This is a genomic window from Sporomusa sp., assembly GCF_035561255.1.
In the GTDB taxonomy this organism is placed as follows: Bacteria; Bacillota; Negativicutes; order Sporomusales; family Sporomusaceae; genus Sporomusa.
Window position 1 is genome coordinate 1 of the sequence record NZ_DATMXX010000341.1, and the last position, 23726, is coordinate 23726.

Here is a 23726-nt window from a genome sequence, read left to right on the forward strand (position 1 = left end):
ACATTATGCAATGGTTAAAGAGCAAGCGGCATAATAGCTCTGTATGTAGAAAAAAATCCAAAAAACATTTTTTTACAGTGCTTATTATGTCCTGAATACACAAATTTTTAGGAGGTAGGTATGGTATGAGCAGTTTCGAAAAGTTAGCGGAAGCGGTGTATCAAGGTGATGATTCTGAGGTGAAGACGATCACCCAAGGTATGATAGCAGCCGGCGTGAAGCCGATGGAGATTGTCAGCAAGGGTTTGCTGGCAGGCATGGACATCGTTGCCCCCAAGTTCAAGGCAGGAGAAATGTTTATTCCTGAGGTGATGATGTCGGCCAAAGCCTTGTCTGAAGGGTTAGCCATTGTCAAGCCGCTATTATCTGCAGAAGATTCAGCCAATGTGTCCACCTTTGTCATGGGAACGGTAAAGGGCGATTTGCATGATATCGGCAAAAATCTGGTAGTCATGCTGCTTGAAAGCGGCGGCTTCAATGTGGTGGACCTGGGTGTAGACGTTGCGCCTGAGACTTTTGTGGCGGCAATCAAAGAGCATAAGCCCCGGATTGTCGGCATGTGCGCACTGCTCACAACGACGATGATGGCCATGCAGGATACCATCAATGCGATTAATGAAGCCGGCTTGCGAGATAAGGTAAAAGTGTTGGTTGGCGGTGCTCCGCTCTATCCGGAGTTTGCCGATAAAATTGGTGCCGACGGTTATTGCGTTGATGCCGTCGCTTGCAAGGAAATGGCTGCTGAGTTAGTAGTTAATAGGTAATATGGGGGTTACGCATTATGCTAATCGTAGGAGAATTGATTAACACAAGCCGGAAGGCTGTCAGCGAAGCGGTTGAGGGGAAAAATGCCCAATATATCCAGCAAATAGCGCGGGAACAGGTAGAGGCAGGCGCCAACTATATTGACGTCAATTGCGGCAATAAGGTTTTTAATGAACTGGAATATATGGAGTGGCTGGTAACTACCATTCAGGAAGCCGTACAGGTGCCGCTTTGTATTGACAGCCCGAACCCGCAGGCACTGGAAGCCGGCTTGTCCCTGGCCAAGTACGGTACGCCAATGATAAATTCCATTACCGATGAGGGCCCCAGGTTTGAGGCCATCCTGCCCCTGGTATTGAAATATAAAGCCAAGATAGTTGCCCTGTGCATGGATGATCATGGCATGCCGGAGACGGCGGCCGACCGCATGCGGGTAGTGGATAGCCTCTACGGTAAATTGACTGCTGCCGGGGTTAACGATGACGATATCTATTTTGACCCCTTGGTAAAACCCGTAAGCAGTGTGCAGACAGCGGGGGTCGAAGTAATGGAGACCATCAAGCTGATTAAGCAAAATTATCCCAAAGTGCACTTTATGTGCGGCTTGAGCAATGTTTCCTACGGGCTGCCTAACAGGAAGGTGCTTAATCGGTTATTTGTTGCTCAGACTATGGCATTAGGGATGGATGGCTATATTTTGAATCCTACCGATAAGAGCATGATGGGAGTCGTTTACGCCGGTTCGACTCTCTTAGGCCAAGACGATTACTGCATGGGCTATTTAAAAGCTCATCGCAAAGGGCTTTATGAAGAGTAAACCAATTATAGCAAGCTTCCGGTTTCAAGGGGAAGCTATTTTTCGAAGGAGGAAGTAAAACACATGCAGAGATATCAGACAGTTCGCCCGGAAGATATTGAGAAAATCCATGAAACCTCGCTTAAAATCATGGAGGAAGTTGGCATCATCTTTAGTTATGCGCCGGCCAGGGAAATTTTGGCCAAAGGCGGCGCTAAGGTTGAGGGAGAAACAGTCTACTTTCCCCAGGGCATGGTGGAACGGGAATTAAAACATGTTCCCTCCTCGTTTACCTTACATGCCCGCAACCCGGAAAAAAACGTTGAACTTAATACGGAACAGACGACCTTTGTGGGTCCTTATGGTTCGCCTTTCGTTTTAGATATAGACAAAGGCCGGCGGCCTGGCACCTTGGATGATTTTATCAAGCTGGTAAAACTATGCCATATGATGAACAATATTGACATTCAAAGCCACATCTCCTGTGAACCTGGCGATACCGATGTCAATACCCGTCATATGGAGATGGTGTATCACACACTTAAATACAGTGACAAACCGCTGATGGGCAGTGTCTTGGGATATGAAGCCGCTAAAGAAAGCATTGAAATGGCGGCCATTGCCCATGGCGGCATGGACACCCTCAAAGATAAGAATGTAATTATTTCTATTCCCTGCACGTTGACGCCACTTAGCTATGACGACAAAATGGCCGGTGCTATCATAGCGTATGCCGAATACCGTCAGCCTCAACTGGTCAACTCACTCTGCCTGGCCGGAGCTACCTCGCCGGCAACTATTGCCGGGAGCATCGCTCTGCAAAATGCGGAAATTTTAGCGGGGATTGTTTTGGCTCAGTTAGTAAATCCCGGCACGCCGATTGTCTATTCCGCTTCCGGTTCCAGTACCGATATGCGTTTTGGCAACCTATCCATTGGCGCCCCCGAAAGCGCGCTCTTTTCCCTGGTCAATGGACAGCTGGCAAAATATTATAAGATTCCCTGCCGGATAAGCGGTACTCTCTCCGACAGTAAACAGGTTGACAGCCAGACAGGTTATGAGTCCATGATGACCTTGCTGATGGCGCAAATGGCCGGCGGCAACTTCATTCTCCACGCTGCCGGTATTCTGGATACTTATAATTGTACATCTTTCGAGAAATTAATGATAGACGACGAAATTATCGGGATGGTAAAACGAATTGGCCGGGGCGTTGCCGTAAACGATGATACTTTGGCATTTGATGCTATTAAACAGGTGGGTCCCCGTGGAGAATATATCACTCACAAACATACCTTCACTCATTTCCGTAAGGAGTTTTATCAACCAATACTGAGTGATCGAGCCAGAGTCAACCAAGACGGTTTAACAATCGAGCAACGGGCTAACGCCCGCTGGAAAAAGATGTTAGCTGAATACGTACAACCAGCATGGTCTGCGGATATAGACGCTGCTTTGAGGCGCTATATCGAAAAAAGAAAGTAATATTGTTGCTTAGCCGGCGAAGCTGCCTGCTATGATTGCCAAAGCCGGTCAGTAGCCGTGCAAACCCATTCCCCTCTGTTGAGGGGTGCCCGGAGAACGGGGTGGTTTATCCTATGCCGGCCACGCCGCTGCTTGCGTCACCCCTCAGCAGCGGGGAATGGGTATAATTATGGTTTGCGTATTGAAAGATAGGGGGAATGGCGAATGAAAAAAGGTAATGGTGCTATTGATAAACTATTGTTTTGGCCACCCTTAGTATTAATTGGCATTATTTGTGCAGCCATCATAACCAATCCCGAGGCAGGCTCGGCTGCAGTCAATAAAGTATTTGCGTTTCTAACCGGCCCGATGGGCTGGACCTATGAACTCTTCATATTAGCTAACTTTGCAGTCGTACTTTATTTTGTGTTTGGCAAGTTTGCCAATAAACGTTTCGGCGGCGATAAGCCGGAGTTTAGTACCCTTAGCTGGCTGGGGATGCTGTTTTCCGCAGGCACTACGGCAGCCATTGTTTATTGGGCTCCCATTGAGTTTTATTTCTATTTATCCGCGCCGCCGTTTGGCTTAGAACCGTTTTCACCTCAGGCCATGGCCGTGGCATCCTCGTACCCGTTGTTCCATTGGGGGCCAAGCAGCTACGCTGTCTATGTGGGGATCGGTGTCGTCTTCGGCTATATATTCTTTGTTCAAGGCACCGAAGTGTTCAGGCCCAGTGCGGCTTTTCAGGCAGTCATGGGCGAACGGGGCGGGCGATATGCCGGCAAGGTCATTGACGTTTTTTACATGGTTGGCATGATTGCCGGCATTAGTACCTCCATCGGCTTGGGGACACCGCTGTTAAGTGAGGTGGTCACCAAGATTACAGGAATACCGCACACGCTTGGCCTGGATGCGGCAATTCTTGTTATCTGGACGCTTATTGTGGCAATTTGCGTATATGGCGGGCTGGATAAAGGCATCAGACGGTTAAGCGATTTTAGAAACTGGCTAGGGTTTGGTTTGCTGGCATTTGTTTTAGCTGTTGGTCCGACTGCGTTCATTTTCAACAATTTCTTTGATAGTTTGGGCGTAATGCTTAACAACTTTTTCAGAATGAGCTTATATACTGATCCGGTTCAGAACTCAGGTTTTCCCCAAGGCTGGACCATTTTCTATTTTGCCTGGTTTACTGCTTTTGCTATAGGCACAGGGATGTATCTGGCCAGAATATCCCGCGGGAGAACGGTACGGGAGTTTGTTCTGGGGGCGACACTTTCGGGGGTAACTTGTGTATATACCTATTTTGCGATCTTTGGCAGCTATACGCTTGACTTACAAACAAGAGGAGTAATCAATCTGGGGGAAATTATTAAAGCACATGGTGTTCCCAGGGCTATTGTCGAGATATTTGCCACCTTGCCTGGCAGTTTTATCATCCTACCCCTGATACTGGTGCTGCTGTTTATTTCAACCGCAACCGTTATTAATAGTATTGCTTATACGCTCGCCATGGTCACGACGGCAAGGCTGGGGGCCGGTGAGGAACCGGCCAAGTGGAACCGCGTGTTTTGGGCGATGGTTTTGGGTGGCCTTTCGCTCACCCTGATTTTCCTGGGCGGGATGAAGCCGCTGCAGGCCGCTGCCGTTGCCGGCTCCTTCCCGGCTATGTTTATCATTGGGATTATCGTATATGGCTTTATCACGAAGGCCGGTAAGGACTGGAGCGATGCCCCTTCGGAACCCCATGAAAATACGCATAATTTTACGTCCGGCAAGGCTGTTGAAGCAGCGGTTGAGCCGCGCAATACGAATGATTCCTGCTGATGTCGGATAATTTAGCTTGAGACTAACCTGCTCTAAGACTCCGGCTTCGATAAGCAGGTGCTTTAGGAGGCTTCCCTGGGAGTCGGGCGACTACCCTTCAGATAGGGGTCAAACCCCATCTGAAGGTTAGCCTGCATTAGCGCTAGGCACCGTAAGATTCCGGCAGGGGTGGTGCTTGCCGAAAGCTGTCTCATAGTACCAATAAAAAGTGTTTCCGGAAAAAGGGAGTGGTAATTTAATGTCCAAGCTTGTGATCGAAGAAAGCCCATTAACCCCATTCCTGAAGCGACTGTGTCTGTATTGCGGCGGCGGCCCCTTCTTGGACGGCTATATTTTAGTCATAATCGGCGCGGCGCTGGTCCAATTGAGTCCCCATCTTCAGCTTGATGCTTACTGGGCTGGGATGATTGGGGCTGCTTCGCTTGCAGGACTGTTTGTCGGCGGACTTTTGGGTTATTTAACTGACATCTTCGGGCGAAAAGTGATGTATACACTTGATCTACTCGTATTAGGCATAGGTTCAATCCTTCAGATGTTTATTACTACGCCGCTGGAGCTGGTTGTTCTGCGGTTCATAATCGGCATTGCCGTAGGGGTCGATTATCCCATAGCGACTACGCTGCTGGCGGAATTTGCCCCGCGAAAGCACCGGGGCTGGATGCTGGGAATCCTGATGCTGGCGTGGTTTATTGGGGCAGCTGCCGCCAATATCCTGGGGTATTTCTTGTTAGATGTGCCTGGCGGCTGGAAATGGATGCTTGGCAGTGCGGCTATTCCCGCCACACTGCTTGTTATCGGGCGGTGGGGTACACCGGAATCGCCGCGTTGGCTGTTAAGCAAGAACCGGGTGGACGAAGCCCGGGCTGCGGTAAAACAAGTGTATGGGCCGGATGCCGACATCGATACCATAGGCCAAACCGTAGTAGAAACCCGCTTAAGCAAGCTTCTCGAACCAATGTATCTGAAAAGAAGTATATTGGTCTGCGGTTTTTGGATGTGTCAAATCGTTCCGCTATTTGCCATTTACACTTTTGGGCCGGTAATCCTGGCAATGTTCGGCCTGGCCCGCGGCAAAGACGCTATGCTGGGGGATATAGCTATTAGCATGTTTTTTGTCATCGGCATACTCCAGGCATTACTGTTGCTTAATAAAGTGGGGCGGCGGCCGCTTATTATCTGGAGTTTTGTGTTTATGACCGCAGGGCTGTTAATTTTGGGGCTGTTCCCGGACGCCACAAGCTGGGTGATCATAGCCGGATTTGCTATTTATGCTGTGGCTTCGGGCGGGCCCAACATTCTGGAATGGCTGTATCCTAATGAATTATTTCCGACAGAGATAAGGGCAACTGCGGTAGGCATCGGCACGGCTGTAAGCCGTATCGGGGCATGTGTCGGTACCTATTCTTTACCTCAATGGTTACAGGTTTATGGGCTGGGGACAACCATGCTCATTATGGCTGGGATTACCTTTGTGGGATTGGTAATTTGCATAGCCCTGGCGCCGGAAACGCAAGGCTTAACGCTGGCGCAGGCTGCAGGTTCTGACAGTACGTCCGGTACGGACTTATAGCGTGGCTGCCCCTAAAGGCGTGTTTGGTAAGGAAGAGCATCTTACGATGCTGATCAGAAAATACTTTATGACGGGAGGCAGATTATGGACACGGTGGTAATTAGTTGTGGCACCTTGGAGGATGAGGTGAGAAAGGTGGCAGCCATGCTGCCCGCACCGCCCCGGCTGATCTTCACCGAAGCGGCCTGGCATGACAAACCCACAGGCCAGATGCGGGCTGCGCTTCAGCAAGAGCTGGACGCTGTGGGCCCGGAAGTCCGCCGTGTACTCCTGGCCTATGGTTTGTGCGGCGGAGCCATTAAAGATCTTATTACTCACGATTTTACGCTGATTATACCCCGGGTGGATGACTGCATTCCTCTCTTATTAGGCTCACGCAAAAGATTTGCCGAAGCCTCCAGTATTCCTTCCTTTTTTCTAACAGCCGGGTGGTTGAAATTCTCTAATACCTGTTACTACGACACGTTGGCGCGTATGGGGGAGCGCAAGACGGCGATAGTTTATGGCATGATGCTGGCGAATTACAAACGATTTTTGTTTATTGATACAGGGGCTTATGATTTGAATCAGGCCCGGGCTGACATGGCGGACCGCTTGTTACGCCATAATCTTCCGGCAGATAGTATAGAGGGCGAGCTTACCTGGCTTAAGCAGCTTGTTACAGGTCCCTGGCCGCCGGCAGAGTTTTTGACCGTATTGCCGCATAGCCGGATAATATGGGAAGAAAAGTAATGATAACAATATTCCAATAGAAACAAGAACAACCGGTTAGGGTGAGTTTTTATCACCTTAACCGGCTATTTTTGTTTGTTCATGCGGATACATTGCGGTCAATGTCCGGCAAGCGGCTTCGCTGCATTATTGATTGCGACTGAAATCTCTGTAATATAGCTGCTTTCGTCCGCAGTAGCGAGATTGTTGATAATATAATTTTCATAAATATGGCCGATCGTTGTTAAGCGATTTGATTTTATATAGGTAAATAACTTCTCATAGGTATTGTCGAGCGTCTCATAAAGGCCGTAATGATAAGTACATAGATAAATACCGGCCGGTTTCAGCTTAACATGCGAATTGGCTATAGCATGGTCTAATACCACAAACATTAGATCTTTACTTTTTTCCGGCGGTTCCAGTGTTGTCACATATCCTACTTTCCAATAAAAGGGGATGGAATGATTAGCCAGACATTCTGTTATTTTCGATAGGGTTAAGTGATAAGCAGGCAGACCGTTTATATACTGTAAAGGCATTGCCAGAAGATATTGTTCAGGTACAGCCTTTAGCGAAAATTCTTCAAAATTCTTTATTTCTCCCAACTGCTGGATGTAAGTAAGATTCTGATATAATCTGTTTTTTGCTGCCTGGAGGTTCTCAACTTTGTTTTGAATTTCAGAAATTTGATCCTCAAGTATAGTAATGGTTTTATTTACCGTTCGCTGCGCCAGAAGCTTTTTTATTTCCTTTAGTGGTACCCCTGTTTCCCGGAGGGAAAGAATTAAATATAAAAGGTCAAATTGATCCAGCGTATAGTAGCGGTACCCGGTATTCCCATTGATAAATTTGGGTTTCATGATACCGGCCTTATCATAAAAAAGCAGTGTCTGCTTAGTAATCCCAAATATTTTACAGACCTGCCCTGATGTAAATTGCAACTCCATAGTGTTTCTCCTGTGGCATTACTTGAATATGTGTTGACTATATTCTAAGAATATAGCTTATGCTGGATGGTGTCAATCAAAAGCGACAGCTAGCGCTATGCCGCTAGCGTCGACCGCAAAGCAGAAAGGCTTTGAAGGAGGACGCATGATAACTAAACCGCAACGCTGGATGATTCTGATCATCGTTTCCAGCGCCCTTTTTCTGATTACTATCGATGTAACTGTGTTATATACGGCCTTGCCGCGGCTGACGCACGACCTGGCGGCTACCGCCTCGGAAAAACTCTGGATCGTTAATGCCTATCCGTTAGTTATGGCCGGCTTGCTGCCGGCCTTTGGCACGCTGGGCGATCATGTGGGGCACAAACGGCTGTTTGTTGCCGGCCTGGCCGTCTTTGGTGCCGCATCGGTTGTTGCCGCTTACGCGCCGGTGGCGTATGTGCTGATTGCCGCCCGGGTCCTCCTGGCTGCCGGCGCAGCGATGATGATGCCGGCGACCCTGTCGATCATCCGTGTCACCTTCGCTGATGAACGCGAACGGGCCATGGCAATTGGCATCTGGTCCGCCATTGCTTCAGGCGGTGCAGGCATTGGTCCGCTTGTCGGCGGCGTTTTGCTGGAGTACTATTGGTGGGGATCGGTATTTCTGATTAACATTCCTGTCGTATTAATCGCCCTGGGTTTTGCCCTGCCGCTTATTCCCGACTTTCGGGGACAAACCGCTAAGCGCTGGGACTGGCTCGGCTCTGTGCAGATCATGACTGGCCTGGTTGCAGTGGTTTATGCCATCAAGGAACTAGGCCGGAGCAACAGCTCGTTTGCAACGGCGCTGGCTGCCACTGTGATCGGCATAATGACAATTACCATTTTTGTCCGCCGCCAAAACCGGCAAGCTGATCCTTTAATTGACTTTACCCTTTTTTGCAATCTCCGCTTTCGTTTAGGAACACTGACCGCTCTGGTGTCAACCTTTGTGCTGACTGGCTCAGAACTGGCTTTTACCCAGCAATTTCAACTTGTCCGCGGCTTTTCGCCTTTAGAGGCCGGTCTGTATACCATGTCGCTGGCAATCGCTTGCTTTTGCTCCAGCTTGTTGGCGGCCTGGCTTCTGCCCCGGGCCGATACGTTGACCATTCAATCATTATCGCTGCTGATCTCAGGCCTGGGACTTGTGGGGTTCCTGTTTGCCCACAATGCTGCGCAAAGTGCGCAGATCGGCTGTTTGCTGATTATTGGTGCCGGTCTTGGCGGGGCTATGACCGCCGCTTCCCACGCGATTATCAATTATGTGCCGTTGTCCCAAGCGGGCACGGCGGCTTCGATTGAAGAAGTGTCTTACGAACTTGGCAGCGTCATTGGGGTTACTGTTTTGGGCAGCCTTTCAACCGCTGTGTACAGTGCCTCGCTGACGGTTGATTCAGCGTTGCCTATGGTTGTACACGATAGCCTGGACGAAGCGCTGCTTGTTGCCGAAGCCCTGCCGGCCGCTGCCGCAGCGTCCCTGACGGCAGCGGCGCAGGCGGCGTTTAATCAAGCTTTCTTAGCTGTCCTGGCCGCGGCGGCAGGTATTCTGTTTTTGAGTGCCCTTGTCATCTGCATTGCCGCGCAACGGGCGCAGAAATCGTAGGGCTTTATTGTATTGACTCTATTCCAGCAATATAGTATAAACTAAATAATGTCAATAGACGAAGAGAGAGGCTGTTAAGCAATAGGCTTTCCATCGGTGCCTTGACGGTGCGGCAGGATGCGAAGCCATGCAGGATCGATAGCGGTTCTGCGAAAGGAGATTTAAATGGGTAAAAAAAAGCAATTAAAGTTAAAGAAAGTCGAACTGGAGCATCTTGACCAATACCATCAACTGTTACGGTATGTTTTTCAGGTAACCGATGACGATCTGCACAAGGTTGGCTGGGAAGAACGGGATATCGCTAACGCCAAATTGCCGGCTTTGGAGCAGGCCGATGTGTGGGGCTGGTTTGACGGCAATAAACTCGTGTCTCAGGTGGCGGTTTATCCATTTCAGGTACGCATCTTCAATACAACCTACGACATGGGCGGCCTTACCGGTGTCGGTACTTTCCCGGAATACTCCAACCAGGGGCTGATGCACAAGTTGCTGTACCAGGCACTGGAAAGCATGAGAGAGAAAAAGCAGTCGATCTCTTACCTGTATCCATACTCTATTCCCTACTATCGCCGCAAAGGCTGGGAGATCATTTCGGATAAAATAACCTTTGAGGTAAAGGATTATCAGTTACCAAAAAATAAACAGGTTGCCGGCGAGGTAGTGCGGGTCGCCATTGAAAGCGACGCTGTCAAAAAAGTATATGAACGGTTCGCCCTGCAAACCCATGGCGCCATGTTGCGCAGTGATTTGGCCTGGAATGAATACTGGCTGTGGGATTTGGACGACCTGATGGCCGCTGTTTATTACAGTGACGACGGGCAGCCGAACGGCTATGTCCTTTATTGGATTGCAGACGAAGTTTTCCACATTAAGGACATGATCTTCGTAAATGAAGAAGCGCGCAGCGGGCTCTGGAATTTTATCAGCGCCCACTTTTCCATGATCGCCAAGGTCGTAGGCAATATTCATACCGATGAGCCGCTGGCGTTTTTACTGGAGGATGCCGATATCAAGGAGGTCATCTCACCGTATTACATGGCCCGTATCGTGGATTTGGAGCAGTTTATCAGCCACTATCCCTTTAAGCCGGCTACCAAAGAGAGGGAATGGACCTTTACCCTGGATGATCCGCTGCCATGACAACGATGCTGTTGGGATATAAGCGGCCGGATTATCTGCATAAGATCGGCCGCATGGCCTGTAAGCCGGAAACGGTGGATATGCTGGAGGATGCAATCGAGCAGCAGACTCCTTATTTCTCAGATTATTTCTAGGGGAACATGGCTTGTACTTTCTTTTACCTGCCTTCATTTACAGGCAGGATAACTGGCAGGTTATTAGAAACTTATATTATAATATTGGGTCAGCGGTTTCGGGATGAGGAAGCCTGAGTCCCGTATTTCTGAGAATGAAACCTGGATATTCAGTTTTTTCAACTGGGATCCTGCTTGAACTGCTGATATTATGTCTGTTCAGAAGAGGAAATAATATGGATTTTGTGCGACAAAAAGTAATAGTCGGGCTTTCGATCTGGCTATATTGGTTTTCGCTTTCTACATACATACCCATTTTGCCGACCTATGCCAAGGACCTCGGGGCCAGTTACCAGATGATCGGCGTCATTCTGGGGTCCTACGGCCTGACCCAGGTGCTGCTGCGGCTGCCTCTAGGGATAATCTCCGACCGGCTGGACCGTCGTAAGGTTTTTCTGATAACCGGTACCATCCTCGGTCTGGCCGGCAGTCTCGGTATGTGGCTGTTTCGTGACATATACTGCTTGCTTTTCTTCCGGCTGCTTTCCGGCATTGCCGCCACCGCCTGGGTGCTGCAGACGGTGTTCTTCGTCCACTGCTATCCGTCGGCCGAGGGCGGTAAGGCCATGGGACTGGTCAATGCCATCGTCAACTCCGGTGAGATGTCGGCGATGTTTGCCGGTGGTCTGGTCGCCCAATACTACGGTCAGGAACAGTCTTTCCTGCTGGCGGCGCTAATCGCTTTGCCGGCCCTGGTATGCAACTGGGTTGTCCGCGAGGTGCCCGCGCAGACGGCGCGGGAGTCAGTTAGTCTGGGCGATATTGTGGCTATGGCCCGCGATTGGTCGCTGGCGCTGCCGTCGCTGTTAGGCATGGTGATCCAGGTTATTAGCTTCGGGACAGTGTTCAGCTTCGTGCCGCTAGTCGCCAAGAACCTTGGTGCCAGCTACACCGAGATCGGCTTACTGCCGATGATTTACTTGCTGCCTGGTATCATGGCATCGCTCCTCAGCGCTACTTTTTTCCGGCGTATTTTCAGCGAGCGCTTGATGGTGACGGGCGGTTTTTTGATGATGGCCGCCGGCTGCCTTGTTATTCCCTTTGTCCCGGATATCATGACCCTGTTTGTGACCCAGGCAATAGCCGGCTTCGCCCGGGGACTGGTTTTCCCAATTCTCATGAGCCTGGGCATCCGTGATATTGCCGGCCACCGTCAAGCCACCGCGATGGGCTTTTTCCAGACCATTTACGGTATGGGCATGTTACTGGGCCCGCTGGTTGTGGGGGCGATAAGCGGCTGGGCGGGCATGGTCTGGGGGTTCGCGTTCGTAGGTATGGCCGGGGTGCTGGGGGCAGGAGCGGCCTGGGCCGCGGTGGCCGTTCGCCGCCGGCCGGAGGAGGTTAAAAGGAGTTTTACCTGATAACCTGCTTTCTCGGCAACTGGAGCTAACGGCCACCCCGCTTTCTATTCACGTTATTCTCAGAGAACTTACGTTCAACTATCCACCGGCGATGAGGTTTGCCGGTATGACAAATGCCTATTTTCAGTTGGTATGCAGGCAGTGGCAGAACGTCAATAATTTGCAGCATAAAACGCCTATCAATCCTTGCAATCATTAGGGTTGTGGGCGTTTTTGGGATGCAGTTTAACTGTTGAAGTCCTAAACGCAGGTAGATAGTGCCAGAGCGCATAACTAAAGGCAAGGGTGTCCGGCGTCAGATGGAATCTGAAGGAATCCTGTCAGTATTTACTGGATTAGGATAAAGTAAGCAAAAGAGCGCCCCTTTGCTTACACCGATTACAAGTCCTTTAACCTGACCCCCATACGCTTCATATGGTGCTGGAGACATTTGTCTGGTTATTATGTAGGAGAGACTGTATTAAGTTGTCCTCGACTTGGAGTCAACTCTAGGTTCGGATGAGAACGTAATCAGGTGATTAAATGAAATATGAATTGCAAATGTAAGTGAACTCCAAAGGTTTGAAAAAGAACACCATGAATGATTTATTTGAGAAAAGAAGATGATGACGGGTATTATTATAAGACAAGTGGCAGTATAACTGGCCGCCGAACTGTGTAATCGACCGAATATTGAGGGACAATGGACCTGGCCCTTGATATTCGAGATTCTTCAACAAAAATATGAGAAGGTCTTTACAATTCATAAAAACTCTGTTAATATAAGTACATATTTTGGATGGAGCAATAGAATAAACAGATGATACTTTAGCTGATCATACTAAATGAAGGCTAAGTTTTTCCTGGAGGAGAAACTTAGCTTTTTTGTTTTATTATATGTTACCGTTCACATATATTTTCCAAAGAGGTGATTTTATTCCTACCTTGCACGAAGTAGCTGCTTTGGCTGGGGTGTCGCGCATGACGGTATCACGCTATATCAATGGTTCCGGTTATGTAAGCGAACAAATCAGATTGAAAATTCAAGAGGCTATTAATCAACTCCAGTATCGTCCCAATCGTATCGCCCGCAGTCTTACAACAGGAACTACGAAGAATATCGCCCTTATTCTGAGCGATATTTCGAACCCTCTGTATACTCTGATTATCAAAGGGGTAGAAGCGCTGGCCTTTGAACATGGCTATAACTTAATTGTTTGCAATACAGGTTATTCGCTGGAACGCGAACAGGAGTATGTGCACACCCTGGTGGACAAATTGGTTGATGGCATTATCATTGCGCCGAGTTGTTTGGGGACTGAACATCTAAAGGAAGTTAAAAGGAAAAATATACCATTAGTATTTGTGGCCCGGAAGGCTGAAGGAATCGCGGCCGATTGTGTAACGTTTGATGATTTTTATGGCAGCTATCAGTTGATTAAGCATTTGACTGAGCTTGGCCACAGACGCATCGGTGTTATTTGCCGCCAGGTTGACCTTAACAATCAGCGCCTGGACGGCTACCAAAAGGCATTGGCTGAAGCGCGCATCCCCTATGAGGAAAGTTTGCTGCAAACCAGCACAGTTGTTGATGAACTTGTCGGTTATGACTGTGCCAGGAATTTACTGGAGCAGCCGCAGCCTCCGACCGCCATTTTTACTACGGTGAACAAATTTGCGGGAGGCACCTTATTGTACTGCCGGCATAAACACGTGGAGATCCCCCGGCAACTGGCACTGGTCTCCTTTGATTCCTTTGCTGAAGTAGATTACCTGATTGTGCCCCAGCTTACCTGTAATATTATTCCGGCTTTTGACCTGGGGCATAAAGCTGCCGAACTTTTATTCTTGCGTATTAATGACTGTTCGCCAGGAAGCTCCTTTAGTGAAATCAGTTTAAAAGGAGAAATGCTTGTCAGGGCATCGACCGTGGCAGCCGGGAGTTAAACTTTGTCCTTTATGTTACCGGTAACATAAAGGGCAAAGAAATAGACGGCAGTGAAATAAAGCTGCCGGTAAAGGAGGATAGATATGAGTAAAGGCATTTCCGCCTGGAAGCTTATTTCCGGCCAGGCCGTGCTATTGGCAGTGCTTCTGATAATCAGTGAGTTTATTGTCCAGCGGGGGATGGTGAGCAATCTGTATTTGGCACCACCATCGCAGGTTATCGGTGAATTTAACGGTTTATTTCAACAAAATCTGATTTTTACTCATCTATATGTAACGTTAACCGAATTTGCATTTGGTTACGCTGCAGCAACGATTTTGGCTGTCGGCATTGGGTTGTTTTTGGTGTTAACCCCTTACGCCGAGAGTTTCTTTAAACCGTTTTTATCAGCGCTGATGGCTATACCCAAGGTTACCATCATTCCGCTGATGACTTTGTGGCTGGGCATTGGCATGGTAAATAAGATGGTTGTTGTTTTTGTTTTTAGTTTTTTTCCGATATTGTTCAATACCATTACCGGCATAAAACATACGGCGGAAAATCATATTAAGGTGGCGCGCGTACTGGGAGCCACCCAAAACCAAATTATCAAAAAGGTTATTTTACCCTCGGCAATGCCCACTATTTTTGCCGGTATGAGGGTGGCTGCCGGTACAGGTCTGGTAGGCGCTTTGTTTGGTGAGATGTTAGCCTCGAAGGAAGGATTGGGCAATATTCTGGTGAAAGCCACCCAACTATATAATACGGCTCAGGTTTTTGCCATTATTGTTATCGTTACCGTTGTTTCGGTATTGATTATTGCCGCTATTGATTTTCTGGAGAAAAAAGTGTTTTTAAAATGGAAATCATTATGAAACTAAAGGAGATGCAAACAATGACAGAGTTTATTAAATACCGGGGTCTATTGCTTGGTCTGGCGAGTTTACTCATAATGGCGCTGGTGAGCGGCTGCGGCGGCCCGGTGAAGCCGGCTGAAGCGCCTGCAGACAGTAAACCGGCCCTGGTTAAAGTGAGATACGCTCCCTATACGGGGTTAAACGGCTTAGCGGCGCGTATGGGTAAGGATAAAGGTTTTTTTGCCGAAGAAGGGATCGATGTTGAACTAATTGAGATGAAAGATTCCATTTCCGGGCTGGCCAGCGGGGATGTTGATTTTGCCGATTCGCCGACTACTAATGCCATTATTGCTGCCGGCCGGGGGGCCCCGGTTAAAATTGTTGCTTCGGCATTTAGAACCAAAGGACCTTTTTATCTGATCAGTAAGCCGGAAATTAAGAAGATTGAAGATCTCAGGGGCAAGAAGATAGGCATCTCCGGTTTTGGTACAGGCCTGGAAGTATATACCCGGGTCATTTTGCAAAAACATGGTCTGACTCCAAATGATGTGACCTTTATTGCCAACGGCAGTCATAATCAGGCGTTTGCCAGCCTGGAGTCAGGTCAAGTGGATGCCACCATTATTCATGAGCCATTTGTAACTTTGGGCGAAACTACAGGCAAAGCCCAGCTTTTGGCCCGGGGCTGGGATTATCTGCCAAATTTTCATACCGGTGTGCTGACCGCCAGCAGTCAATTTATCAATAAGCAGCCTGAGTTAGTAGAAAAAATGATTCGTGCTTATTTAAAATCACAGGAATATGCCAAGAATCATCAGGATGAGTATTTAGATTATGCGATGAAAAGTGTCAAAATCGACAGGGCTGTATTGGCAGCTGCATTAAAAAGAGAAAGTGTTTTATGGGAAAACAATCCTGCTGTCAATGCAGACTCCCTGCATGATACACAGAGGATCCAGCTTGAACAAGGCTTCCAGGAGAAGATTTACGATCTTAGTAAGATTTTGGATGTAAGGTTTATTCCACAAAAATAACCTAGTGTCTTGACCACATTATCTTTTAAGTTTGATGACGGCCAAAATGGCAAATGGCGGCGTCAGCCCTAAAACTAAATTATAACATGGCCAAGACACTAGCAGAGGAGAACAATATGGCTGAGTTTGTTATCAGGCAGGTTTCCAAGGTATATCCCGGCCCTTCTGCCACCAAGAGTTTAGAGGAAATTAATTTAACCATCCGGGACGGAGAGTTTCTCTGTATCCTGGGACCAAGTGGCTGCGGCAAAAGTACGCTTCTTGAGATTTTGGCCGGCTTACAGCAGCCGACCAGCGGTGAAATCTTTTTTAATCAGGAGAAGCTGCAAACACCCAATCCTAAATTAGGCTTTGTATTTCAGGATCCTTCCCTGTACCCCTGGCGGACGATTGCCGATAATGTGGCGCTGGGTTTGGAAATTAAAGGGATCGCCAAGACTGAGCGTAAAGCCCGGGCTGAGAAATATCTGGCGATGGTGGGTTTGCAGGGCTTTGAGAACAAATATCCTCATCAGCTGTCCGGCGGTATGCGGCAACGGGCCGGTATAGCCCGGGCATTGGTCAATAATCCTGAGGTGCTGTTAATGGATGAACCGTTTGGCGCTGTTGATCATTTGACACGCCTGCAACTCCAGAATGATCTTTTGGATATTTGGCAGGCAGAGAAAAAAACCGTTGTGTTTGTTACCCATGATGTTTCAGAAGCCGTTTTCCTGGCCGACAGAGTGGTGCTGTTTACCCCGCGGCCTGGCAAAATTAAAAGAAATTTTGCTATTAAGAATACGCGCCCGCGGCGGCGCGATGACACCGGGTTACTTAACATGCAAAATGAAATTTATATGTCGATTTATGATGTTAAAACCGATGCCGATCTCGAATATATCCTATAATTAATAGGCAAAGTCAGTTGACAATGAACCGGATAGAGAAAGGAGTTGTGAGGTAATGCCGGCAGAAAAAACATTTACCCAGTCTGAGGTCAGGGACATTGTCGATACAATGGCACGTACCCTGGCCATGCTGTACTATTACATGGGCAGTGAAGTGACGGCTCAATTCGGTGTTGAAGGTGAAGCGGCTGTGCGGCGGGCGATTCATAAATATGGGGAGGCCCGGGGGTGCAGGATTCATAAAGAGGTTATGGGTGCAGGACTCCCTTTGACGGTCGAGAACCTGTCCCGGTATTACGACCTGCCGCTACCTTTAGCCTGGGTTTCGGAAAAAATCAGGGTGGAAGAGAATTATCTGGAGAAACAGGTGGTTTATTGCCCTTTTGCCGAACAATGGAAAGAAATGGGCGGTGAAAAACTGGGGCTTATCTATTGCGAGCAGGATCTGTGTATGCGTAAGGGCTACAATAAGGACTTTGATTTGCAGCAATTCACCAATGTGTTAAACGGAGACGCCCATTGTCATACGGTTGTGCAATGGCAGAAAAATGATAAACAGATAGCGGAGGACGGTCATGTTTGAGACGAAGAAAACCGATATTTTAGTCATTGGCGGTGGCGGTGCCGGCATTAAGGCTGCGATTGCGGCAGCCGAACAGGGGCGGCAGGTTGTCCTTCTCAGTAAAGGGCCTTTAGCCAAAACCGGGATTACCCCGGTTGCGGGCGAAGGGATTGAAGGGGCCGTTAATGCCGGTGATTCGGTAGAAATGCATTTTAAGGATACCGTCACGGCAGGACGGGGTCTGGCGGATCAGGACCTGGCCAGAGCTTTGGCCGAAGATTCGGTGGAGCGGATCAAAGAACTGGAGGCCTATGGGGCTAAATTCAAGAAGAAGGACGATGGGACTTTTGCAACCTCCGTCCGTCCGGGGCAAAGCCACTCCCGCAATTTGTTTATTATGGGCGGAGGCTGGGGGCTGGCTGCCAGTCTCCATAAAAAGGTAGCTCAGCTACCCAATGTATTTATTATCGACAGTGCTGTTGTTACGCGTTTTCTGGTCCGGGATGGCCGGGTGATCGGCGTGGTGTATTTAAATACAAACAGTGGAGAAATCCAAGTGATTCAGGCTAAGGCCACGCTTTTGGCAACAGGAGGCTATGAGGAGCTGTGGCCCTTTACGGATACCCCACCTGACGCAACCGGTGAAACGTTGGCTATGGTTTATCAAGTGGGTGCGCAGCTTGTCGATCTGGAAATGGTACTTTATTATCCCGGGGTGGTTGTATATCCGCCGGCGGCCCGCGGCTGGCTGGTACAGTATGAATACATATTGAACCCGGATATTTTGGACGGCCGGGTACTGAACGGCCAGGAAGAAGTGTTTGTTGAGGGTTTTCCCGCCAGGGATGAATTTATAAAAGCCATACGCGAAGAGGTGAAAAAGGGTACCGCCAGCCCTCATGGCGGTTTCTTTGTCGATTTGACGCATTCTAAATATCCGCCGGCGGTGCTCACGGAAAGAATTACAGCCTGGCTGCATCAATTTGGCAACCTGCTTAATGTCGGTATCGATCTTAGAAAAGACAAGCTGGAAATGGCGCCTGCGGCCCATTATTGCCTGGGCGGGATAAAAATTGACGAACACGGCCGGACCAATGTGCCGGGCTTATTTGCCGCCGGGGAAATTACCGGTAATGTACATGGTGCCAACCGCATATCCGGCAATGCATTGTCTGAAACCCAGGTATTCGGCCGCCGGGCAGCTCTGAGTGCTTGTCAGTTCGCGGCCAAGGTTGATTTTTTAGTGGTTGCGGCTGAGCAGGAAGTGCTGACAGAGTATCGTCAGATTGACAAATGGAAGCAGGACAAAGAGTATGCGGTCCGGCCGATTGCTTTAAAATCCCGGCTCAAAACGATTATGGATCAATATGTGGGCCTGGAACGAAATGAAGAAAGCCTGAACACCGGGCTAAGAAAAGTCCGTGATTTGCGGAAAACTTTATCTTTTCTTAAGGTTGTTCCCCACAAGCGTTACTGTTATGAGGTCCAGGAAGCTTATGAAGTGAGGGGCATGCTGGCGCTGGCGGAAATCGTCATTTTATCGGCTCTCGCGCGGCAAGAAACGCGCGGGCATCATTTCCGGACCGATTATCCCCAAACCGAAGCCGAGGGGCAGCATACTTTAATTTCGCAACAGCAAGGTGAGCCCAAAGTCACCGCTATTCCCGTAACCAAGCTCTAATTGGAGGTATATTATGGACATTCGCTTAAGAATATTTCGCTTTAATCCGGAAACCGATTCTCTGCCTTACTATACGACCTATGTATTGCCAGGGGCTGAGGGGCTGACACTGCTGATGGCAGTAAAAAAGGTTTACGAGACCATTGATCCTACACTGGGCTTTCGTGACTACTTTTGTGGACGCGGTTTGTGTGGCAGTTGTCTGATGACTGTGGATGGGGTGGTCAAAAAATCGTGCCATGTTGTTTTGGAGCCGGGCCGGGAATATTTAGTGGAACCAGCCAGAAAGTATCCGGTTATCCGCGATTTAGTGGTTGACTTTGGGGCTGAACGGAAGGCACCGGAAACAGGCAACGTTTTTACAATTGCCCGTTAATTTTAGAGGCTGACTGACAAAAAGCAGAGGCCTGAGAAAAAACGATTGATTTGATACAAAAAGGACAGCGTGCATAGCTGATTGGAAATAACCAAAGGCTGCATTTCTCAGGCGGAGAAGTGGGCCTTTTTGTCATTTAAAGACCATCACAACAGGAGGATATGTTATGGATAGGATAGAGCAACGGATTATTGCAATCATTGATCAGAACAAGGAAAAAATAATTTCTTTTGGCCGGGATATTTATACTCATGCCGAGCTGGGATATAAGGAGTTCCGTACTGCTGCCAAATTCGCGGGAGTTCTCAAGGAACTCAATCTACAGACCGAGGAAGGGTTAGCAATTACCGGCGTCAAGGGATATTTGAAAGGAGGCCGTCAGGAAGTATCACTGGCGTTGATTGGTGAACTGGATGCTCTGAAAATACCCTCCCATCCTTTTGCTAATTCTGAAACCGGGGCAGCTCATTGCTGCGGTCACAATGTCCAGTTGACCGGAGTTGTCGGAGCGGCTTTAGCCTTAAGCAATCCGGAGATAGCCGCAGCTCTCGGCGGTGAGGTCATCTTCTTTGCCGTACCAGCAGAGGAATACGGTGAAATTGAATTTAAGAATCAGCTTAAGGAAGAAGGCAAGATCAGGTATGGTGGTGGCAAATGCGAGCTTATCAGGGTTGGCGCATTTGATGATGTAGATCTGGCGATTGTCAATCATTCCGGGGAGGACGGCATTTCAATCGGCAGCGGTTCATCAAACGGTTTTGTTTCTAAAGTTGTCCGTTATTCAGGGAAAGAAGCACATGCTGCCGCAGCACCCGAGAAGGGTATTAATGCCTTAAATGCTGCTTCCCTTGGTCTGGCGGCCCTGGCTTTTCAGCGGGAAACCTTTCGGGATCAGGATGCGGTTAGGGTACACCCTATTGTGACTAAAGGGGGAAATCTGGTGAATGTGGTCCCCAATGAAGTAGTGATTGAAACCCTTGTCAGGGCCAGGAATGTGGAAGCCATTCTTGATGCCGAAAAAAAGACTGACCGCGCGTTTAAAGCCGGTGCCCAAGCCATTGGTGCAGCCATTGAGATTGCCACTATGCCGGGATATTTACCACGGTTGCCGCAGCCGGCCAGTACGATCCTAATAGAAGCAGCACGAGAGGCAGCGCCGCAGGCTGTTATCCATGAAGCCGATCCGGCCTCTCATAAAACCAGTTCAACCGATGTCGGAGATTTAGAACATGTTTTGCCTGTACTGGGCTTTTACACCGGCGGGGTTGCCGGCGGGGCTCATACCGATAAATTTGCCATAGTGGATGAGGAAGCCGCGTATATCACCACAGCCAAGATTTTTGCCCTGGCAGCCTATAAACTGCTCCGGGATAATGCCGCCAAGGCCAGGGAACTTACCGGGCAATACCGGCCTAAATATACCCGGGAACAGTATATTGACTTTATGGAAGACCTGATTCGTACGGAAAACAAGAACTATAAGGATGAGTGAAGCACAAAGGAGTGAAGCGATAATGTCTACTAAAGAAAATATTGAAGAAATTCAAAAAAAGTTTAATCTTTCCGATGCTGAATACCTCTCTCTGGCGGAAACTGAATTTCGGGCCCGCTTTCGGGAACGCCTGCATCATACTATGGAAATCCAGGTTTATCATGCTGCCTATTACAAAAAAACGTTACATGACAAGCAGACAGAGACCGCGTTGCGTTTGCTTGCCTTATGGGATAAAAGAGGTTTGTCTCATGCATTACCCGATTATGTTTATGCACAAAAACTTCTCGGTTTTGCCAAACTTCTCCTTGCAGGACAGGAGCTCAATTTATCAGACTGGCAGTGGCATATTCTCACCCCGGGAGAACAAACGCTGTTTGATCAGGTCATTTATGAAAGACGTTCGGTTCGCCATTGGGCAGCGGAACGTGTGCCGGAAGAGGTAGTACGAAAGGTACTGGAAACCGGGCTGTGGGCGGCTCATTCCTGCAATCTGCAATCCATCCGCTATCTGGTTGTGCGGGAAGAAAAGATGCCCGGCTTATTTGTAGGAGCGGATATACCCGGAGGTCCGGTACATCTTGTACTGTTACAGGATGAACGGGTCTATGCCGCTAACCCATTAAATCCGGTGCGCAATCGTCTCTTGGATTGCGGCGCGGCTGCGCAGAATATTGTGCTGGCAGCTCATGCTTATGGCCTGGGAGGGGTATGGCTTACCTTTACTGAGGCAATGAGAGAACGTTTAAGAAACCATTTTGATTTACCCGCATACCTCAGTGTGGTTACGTATGTCGATGTCGGCTGGCCAGATCAGACGCCCTATCCGCCACAGCGAATTTCTGTAGAAGAGGCGCTATTGACCGAATTATAAGAGACGGTATGAGCACGGGAATATAGGCGGATTTTAAAGGGAGTGAAAATATGGGCAATGAGATACCTAAACTGACTATTAATAATCTAAAGATACGCTATATTACCAAGGAACACAGCACTCTGGCCATTGATGATATTAGTTTGACGGTGCAGGATGGCGAATTTGTCTCGATCGTCGGTCCAAGTGGCTGCGGTAAATCCACTTTGCTCAAAGCAGTTTCAGGTTTGTTAAAGGCGGAGAGTGGTGAAATATTGCTGGATGGCAGGGCCGTCCAGGGTGTGCCTGACTCAGTGGGGTTTGTCTTTCAAAATGATGCCTTGCTGCCATGGAAAACCGTTGTAGATAATGTGCGGTTACCGCTGGAGGTAAAGGGGCTGAATATAAAGGAGCAAACGGTCCAAGCGGTAAATTTGCTGGCCTCGGTAGGGCTAAAAAACTTTGAACAGTATTATCCTCAGCAGCTTTCAGGCGGAATGAGAAAAAGGGTAGCCTTGGCGCGTTCCTTTGCCTATGATCCTGATCTTTATCTTATGGATGAACCGTTTGGCCCCTTGGATGCGCAGACCAGAGTTAAAATTGGCAGTGCCTTTTTAAAAATGTGGGAAAAGGTAGGCAAGAGTGTACTGTTTGTAACTCATGATATCGAGGAAGCTATTGTGCTTTCCGACCGGGTTATTGTAATGAGCAAGCGGCCCGGCAGAATAAAAGCTGAGTTTACCATCGACATTGAACGGCCGCGTCCCTATTATGATGCGCGGTTTGATGCACGTTTTAAGGAACTGCAGAAGGAAATCTGGGACCAGATTGCGACGGAAGCGTGACATAAGTAAGGTGGTGATGTTTATGGAAGAGGTATTGTCAGAACAACAAAAAACAAAAACAGTGAAAAAAACCAAAGTTTCAGCTCAACAGCAAATTATTTTGGGGAGAATTTTAACCGGGGTGATTGTTTTAAGCCTGTGGCAGGGACTTTCCGGCAGTGTTATTAAAGAGACTTGGATCAGTCAGCCGTCTTTGATTATTAAGCGGCTAATTAAAATGACCATGGATGGCAGTTTGTGGTTTCATCTTAGTATCACGCTGGAAGAAATGCTGATTGGTTTGATTGTCGGCATGGTAGTGGGGGCTGCTTTGGGAATAGTAATGGCAAACAGTGGCAAAGTACAGCATTATTTTTCGCCGTATATTATGGCCTTATCCAGTTTGCCGCGGGCGGCGCTGGCACCGTTATTTGTGGTTTGGTTTGGGATTGGTCTGTATTCAAAAATTCTCATGGTAGTTATGATGGTGGTGTTTGTTGCCTACTATAATGCCTATGAGGGCATACGTAATATTGATAACGATCTTATCCAAATGATGAATTCTTATAAGGCAACCAGAATGCAAAAACTCCGGTGGCTAATTTTGCCGTCTATCGCTCCCTGGGTTATGAACAGCTTGAGACTGGGTATCGGCACTTCGGCTATCGGGGCAGTGATTGCCGAAATGGTAGGGGCCAATCGTGGTGTCGGCTACTATATCAACTATGCCTCGGCCTTGATTGATACCACAGGCATTTTTGCCGGGTTGTTTGTTATTATGATCGTGGCGGTTATACTGGATCAGATTATTGTATTGATTGAAAAAAGTATCTTTAAGTATCGCATACCGAATGAATAATACAAATGCTG

The 23726-nt window shown here is 48.4% G+C and carries 22 protein-coding genes; 21 read left to right on the forward strand and 1 reads right to left on the reverse strand.

Going from position 1 to position 23726, the window contains the following annotated elements:
* Positions 1–125: 125 nt before the first annotated feature.
* The 6 genes from VN379_RS19045 to VN379_RS19070 all read left to right on the forward strand — a co-directional run bounded on the left by VN379_RS19045 (position 126) and on the right by VN379_RS19070 (position 7151).
* Complete coding sequence (locus VN379_RS19045; protein ID WP_325536733.1) at positions 126–764, forward strand: corrinoid protein; 639 nt, start codon at positions 126–128, stop codon at positions 762–764.
* Positions 765–781: 17 nt separating this feature from the next.
* Positions 782–1582 carry a methyltetrahydrofolate cobalamin methyltransferase gene (locus VN379_RS19050; protein WP_325536735.1) on the forward strand — a complete coding sequence of 267 codons (801 nt, stop codon included), beginning with the start codon at positions 782–784 and terminating at the stop codon, positions 1580–1582.
* Positions 1583–1645: 63 nt separating this feature from the next.
* A complete protein-coding gene (locus tag VN379_RS19055) occupies positions 1646–3046 on the forward strand; it encodes a trimethylamine methyltransferase family protein (protein ID WP_325536737.1) in 1401 nt (466 codons plus the stop codon).
* Between the two features lie 204 nt (positions 3047–3250).
* Positions 3251–4849, forward strand: a complete 1599-nt coding sequence (gene caiT / locus VN379_RS19060) for an L-carnitine/gamma-butyrobetaine antiporter (protein ID WP_325536739.1) — start codon at positions 3251–3253, stop codon at positions 4847–4849.
* A gap of 238 nt (positions 4850–5087) precedes the next feature.
* Positions 5088–6419 carry an MFS transporter gene (locus tag VN379_RS19065; protein ID WP_325536741.1) on the forward strand — a complete coding sequence of 444 codons (1332 nt, stop codon included), beginning with the start codon at positions 5088–5090 and terminating at the stop codon, positions 6417–6419.
* An 84-nt stretch (positions 6420–6503) separates the two neighbouring features.
* A complete protein-coding gene (locus VN379_RS19070) occupies positions 6504–7151 on the forward strand; it encodes a DUF1638 domain-containing protein (protein WP_325536743.1) in 648 nt (215 codons plus the stop codon).
* A 98-nt stretch (positions 7152–7249) separates the two neighbouring features.
* On the opposite strand, the gene VN379_RS19075 is transcribed toward VN379_RS19070, so the two are convergent.
* Positions 7250–8080, reverse strand: coding sequence for a MerR family transcriptional regulator (locus VN379_RS19075; protein WP_325536745.1), 831 nt, complete (start codon positions 8078–8080; stop codon positions 7250–7252).
* Positions 8081–8225: 145 nt separating this feature from the next.
* Here VN379_RS19075 and VN379_RS19080 point away from each other — a divergent pair, with 145 nt between their 5' ends.
* From VN379_RS19080 to VN379_RS19150, 15 genes are all read left to right on the forward strand, one after another.
* Positions 8226–9707 (forward strand): MFS transporter, encoded by a 1482-nt coding sequence (locus VN379_RS19080; RefSeq protein WP_325536747.1) that lies wholly within the window; start codon positions 8226–8228, stop codon positions 9705–9707.
* 165 nt (positions 9708–9872) lie between these two features.
* Positions 9873–10847 (forward strand): GNAT family N-acetyltransferase, encoded by a 975-nt coding sequence (locus VN379_RS19085; protein ID WP_325536749.1) that lies wholly within the window; start codon positions 9873–9875, stop codon positions 10845–10847.
* Positions 10844–10981, forward strand: coding sequence for a sterol carrier protein domain-containing protein (locus VN379_RS19090; RefSeq protein ID WP_325536751.1), 138 nt, complete (start codon positions 10844–10846; stop codon positions 10979–10981). The genes VN379_RS19085 and VN379_RS19090 overlap by 4 nt, the downstream gene beginning before the upstream one ends.
* Positions 10982–11196: 215 nt before the next feature.
* Entirely contained in the window at positions 11197–12381 is a 1185-nt protein-coding gene (locus tag VN379_RS19095) for an MFS transporter (RefSeq protein ID WP_325536753.1), read from the forward strand.
* A gap of 876 nt (positions 12382–13257) precedes the next feature.
* A complete protein-coding gene (locus VN379_RS19100) occupies positions 13258–14307 on the forward strand; it encodes a LacI family DNA-binding transcriptional regulator (protein WP_325536793.1) in 1050 nt (349 codons plus the stop codon).
* An 84-nt stretch (positions 14308–14391) separates the two neighbouring features.
* Entirely contained in the window at positions 14392–15162 is a 771-nt protein-coding gene (locus tag VN379_RS19105) for an ABC transporter permease (protein ID WP_325536755.1), read from the forward strand.
* A gap of 20 nt (positions 15163–15182) precedes the next feature.
* On the forward strand, positions 15183–16178 hold the full coding sequence (locus VN379_RS19110) for an ABC transporter substrate-binding protein (RefSeq protein WP_325536757.1): 996 nt from the start codon (positions 15183–15185) through the stop codon (positions 16176–16178).
* A gap of 116 nt (positions 16179–16294) precedes the next feature.
* Positions 16295–17068: an ABC transporter ATP-binding protein gene (locus VN379_RS19115; RefSeq protein ID WP_325536759.1), complete on the forward strand. Its 774-nt coding sequence runs from the start codon at positions 16295–16297 to the stop codon at positions 17066–17068.
* A 55-nt stretch (positions 17069–17123) separates the two neighbouring features.
* Positions 17124–17651, forward strand: coding sequence for an L-2-amino-thiazoline-4-carboxylic acid hydrolase (locus VN379_RS19120; RefSeq protein WP_325536761.1), 528 nt, complete (start codon positions 17124–17126; stop codon positions 17649–17651).
* Complete coding sequence (locus tag VN379_RS19125; RefSeq protein WP_325536763.1) at positions 17644–19311, forward strand: FAD-dependent oxidoreductase; 1668 nt, start codon at positions 17644–17646, stop codon at positions 19309–19311. The genes VN379_RS19120 and VN379_RS19125 overlap by 8 nt, the downstream gene beginning before the upstream one ends.
* A gap of 13 nt (positions 19312–19324) precedes the next feature.
* Positions 19325–19687 (forward strand): 2Fe-2S iron-sulfur cluster-binding protein, encoded by a 363-nt coding sequence (locus VN379_RS19130; RefSeq protein ID WP_325536765.1) that lies wholly within the window; start codon positions 19325–19327, stop codon positions 19685–19687.
* A 166-nt stretch (positions 19688–19853) separates the two neighbouring features.
* Entirely contained in the window at positions 19854–21179 is a 1326-nt protein-coding gene (locus tag VN379_RS19135) for an amidohydrolase (protein ID WP_325536767.1), read from the forward strand.
* Between the two features lie 22 nt (positions 21180–21201).
* On the forward strand, positions 21202–22053 hold the full coding sequence (locus VN379_RS19140; RefSeq protein WP_325536769.1) for a nitroreductase family protein: 852 nt from the start codon (positions 21202–21204) through the stop codon (positions 22051–22053).
* Positions 22054–22103: 50 nt separating this feature from the next.
* Entirely contained in the window at positions 22104–22877 is a 774-nt protein-coding gene (locus VN379_RS19145; protein ID WP_325536771.1) for an ABC transporter ATP-binding protein, read from the forward strand.
* A 22-nt stretch (positions 22878–22899) separates the two neighbouring features.
* Entirely contained in the window at positions 22900–23715 is an 816-nt protein-coding gene (locus tag VN379_RS19150; RefSeq protein ID WP_325536773.1) for an ABC transporter permease, read from the forward strand.
* Positions 23716–23726: the final 11 nt, after the last annotated feature.

What these genes read in the sequence shown, in the direction of transcription:
- VN379_RS19065 (WP_325536741.1), top strand. Translation starts at nt 5,088, where the DNA reads ATGTCCAAGCTTGTGATCGAAGAAAGCCCATTAACCCCATTCCTGAAG.
- VN379_RS19115 (WP_325536759.1), top strand. Translation starts at nt 16,295, where the DNA reads ATGGCTGAGTTTGTTATCAGGCAGGTTTCCAAGGTATATCCCGGCCCT.
- VN379_RS19140 (WP_325536769.1), top strand. Translation starts at nt 21,202, where the DNA reads ATGTCTACTAAAGAAAATATTGAAGAAATTCAAAAAAAGTTTAATCTT.
- VN379_RS19130 (WP_325536765.1), top strand. Translation starts at nt 19,325, where the DNA reads ATGGACATTCGCTTAAGAATATTTCGCTTTAATCCGGAAACCGATTCT.
- VN379_RS19090 (WP_325536751.1), top strand. Translation starts at nt 10,844, where the DNA reads ATGACAACGATGCTGTTGGGATATAAGCGGCCGGATTATCTGCATAAG.
- VN379_RS19145 (WP_325536771.1), top strand. Translation starts at nt 22,104, where the DNA reads ATGGGCAATGAGATACCTAAACTGACTATTAATAATCTAAAGATACGC.
- VN379_RS19045 (WP_325536733.1), top strand. Translation starts at nt 126, where the DNA reads ATGAGCAGTTTCGAAAAGTTAGCGGAAGCGGTGTATCAAGGTGATGAT.
- VN379_RS19135 (WP_325536767.1), top strand. Translation starts at nt 19,854, where the DNA reads ATGGATAGGATAGAGCAACGGATTATTGCAATCATTGATCAGAACAAG.
- caiT (WP_325536739.1), top strand. Translation starts at nt 3,251, where the DNA reads ATGAAAAAAGGTAATGGTGCTATTGATAAACTATTGTTTTGGCCACCC.
- VN379_RS19125 (WP_325536763.1), top strand. Translation starts at nt 17,644, where the DNA reads ATGTTTGAGACGAAGAAAACCGATATTTTAGTCATTGGCGGTGGCGGT.
- VN379_RS19110 (WP_325536757.1), top strand. Translation starts at nt 15,183, where the DNA reads ATGACAGAGTTTATTAAATACCGGGGTCTATTGCTTGGTCTGGCGAGT.
- VN379_RS19095 (WP_325536753.1), top strand. Translation starts at nt 11,197, where the DNA reads ATGGATTTTGTGCGACAAAAAGTAATAGTCGGGCTTTCGATCTGGCTA.
- VN379_RS19100 (WP_325536793.1), top strand. Translation starts at nt 13,258, where the DNA reads ATGTTACCGTTCACATATATTTTCCAAAGAGGTGATTTTATTCCTACC.
- VN379_RS19070 (WP_325536743.1), top strand. Translation starts at nt 6,504, where the DNA reads ATGGACACGGTGGTAATTAGTTGTGGCACCTTGGAGGATGAGGTGAGA.
- VN379_RS19120 (WP_325536761.1), top strand. Translation starts at nt 17,124, where the DNA reads ATGCCGGCAGAAAAAACATTTACCCAGTCTGAGGTCAGGGACATTGTC.
- VN379_RS19150 (WP_325536773.1), top strand. Translation starts at nt 22,900, where the DNA reads ATGGAAGAGGTATTGTCAGAACAACAAAAAACAAAAACAGTGAAAAAA.
- VN379_RS19075 (WP_325536745.1), bottom strand. Translation starts at nt 8,080, where the DNA reads ATGGAGTTGCAATTTACATCAGGGCAGGTCTGTAAAATATTTGGGATT.
- VN379_RS19085 (WP_325536749.1), top strand. Translation starts at nt 9,873, where the DNA reads ATGGGTAAAAAAAAGCAATTAAAGTTAAAGAAAGTCGAACTGGAGCAT.
- VN379_RS19105 (WP_325536755.1), top strand. Translation starts at nt 14,392, where the DNA reads ATGAGTAAAGGCATTTCCGCCTGGAAGCTTATTTCCGGCCAGGCCGTG.
- VN379_RS19050 (WP_325536735.1), top strand. Translation starts at nt 782, where the DNA reads ATGCTAATCGTAGGAGAATTGATTAACACAAGCCGGAAGGCTGTCAGC.
- VN379_RS19055 (WP_325536737.1), top strand. Translation starts at nt 1,646, where the DNA reads ATGCAGAGATATCAGACAGTTCGCCCGGAAGATATTGAGAAAATCCAT.
- VN379_RS19080 (WP_325536747.1), top strand. Translation starts at nt 8,226, where the DNA reads ATGATAACTAAACCGCAACGCTGGATGATTCTGATCATCGTTTCCAGC.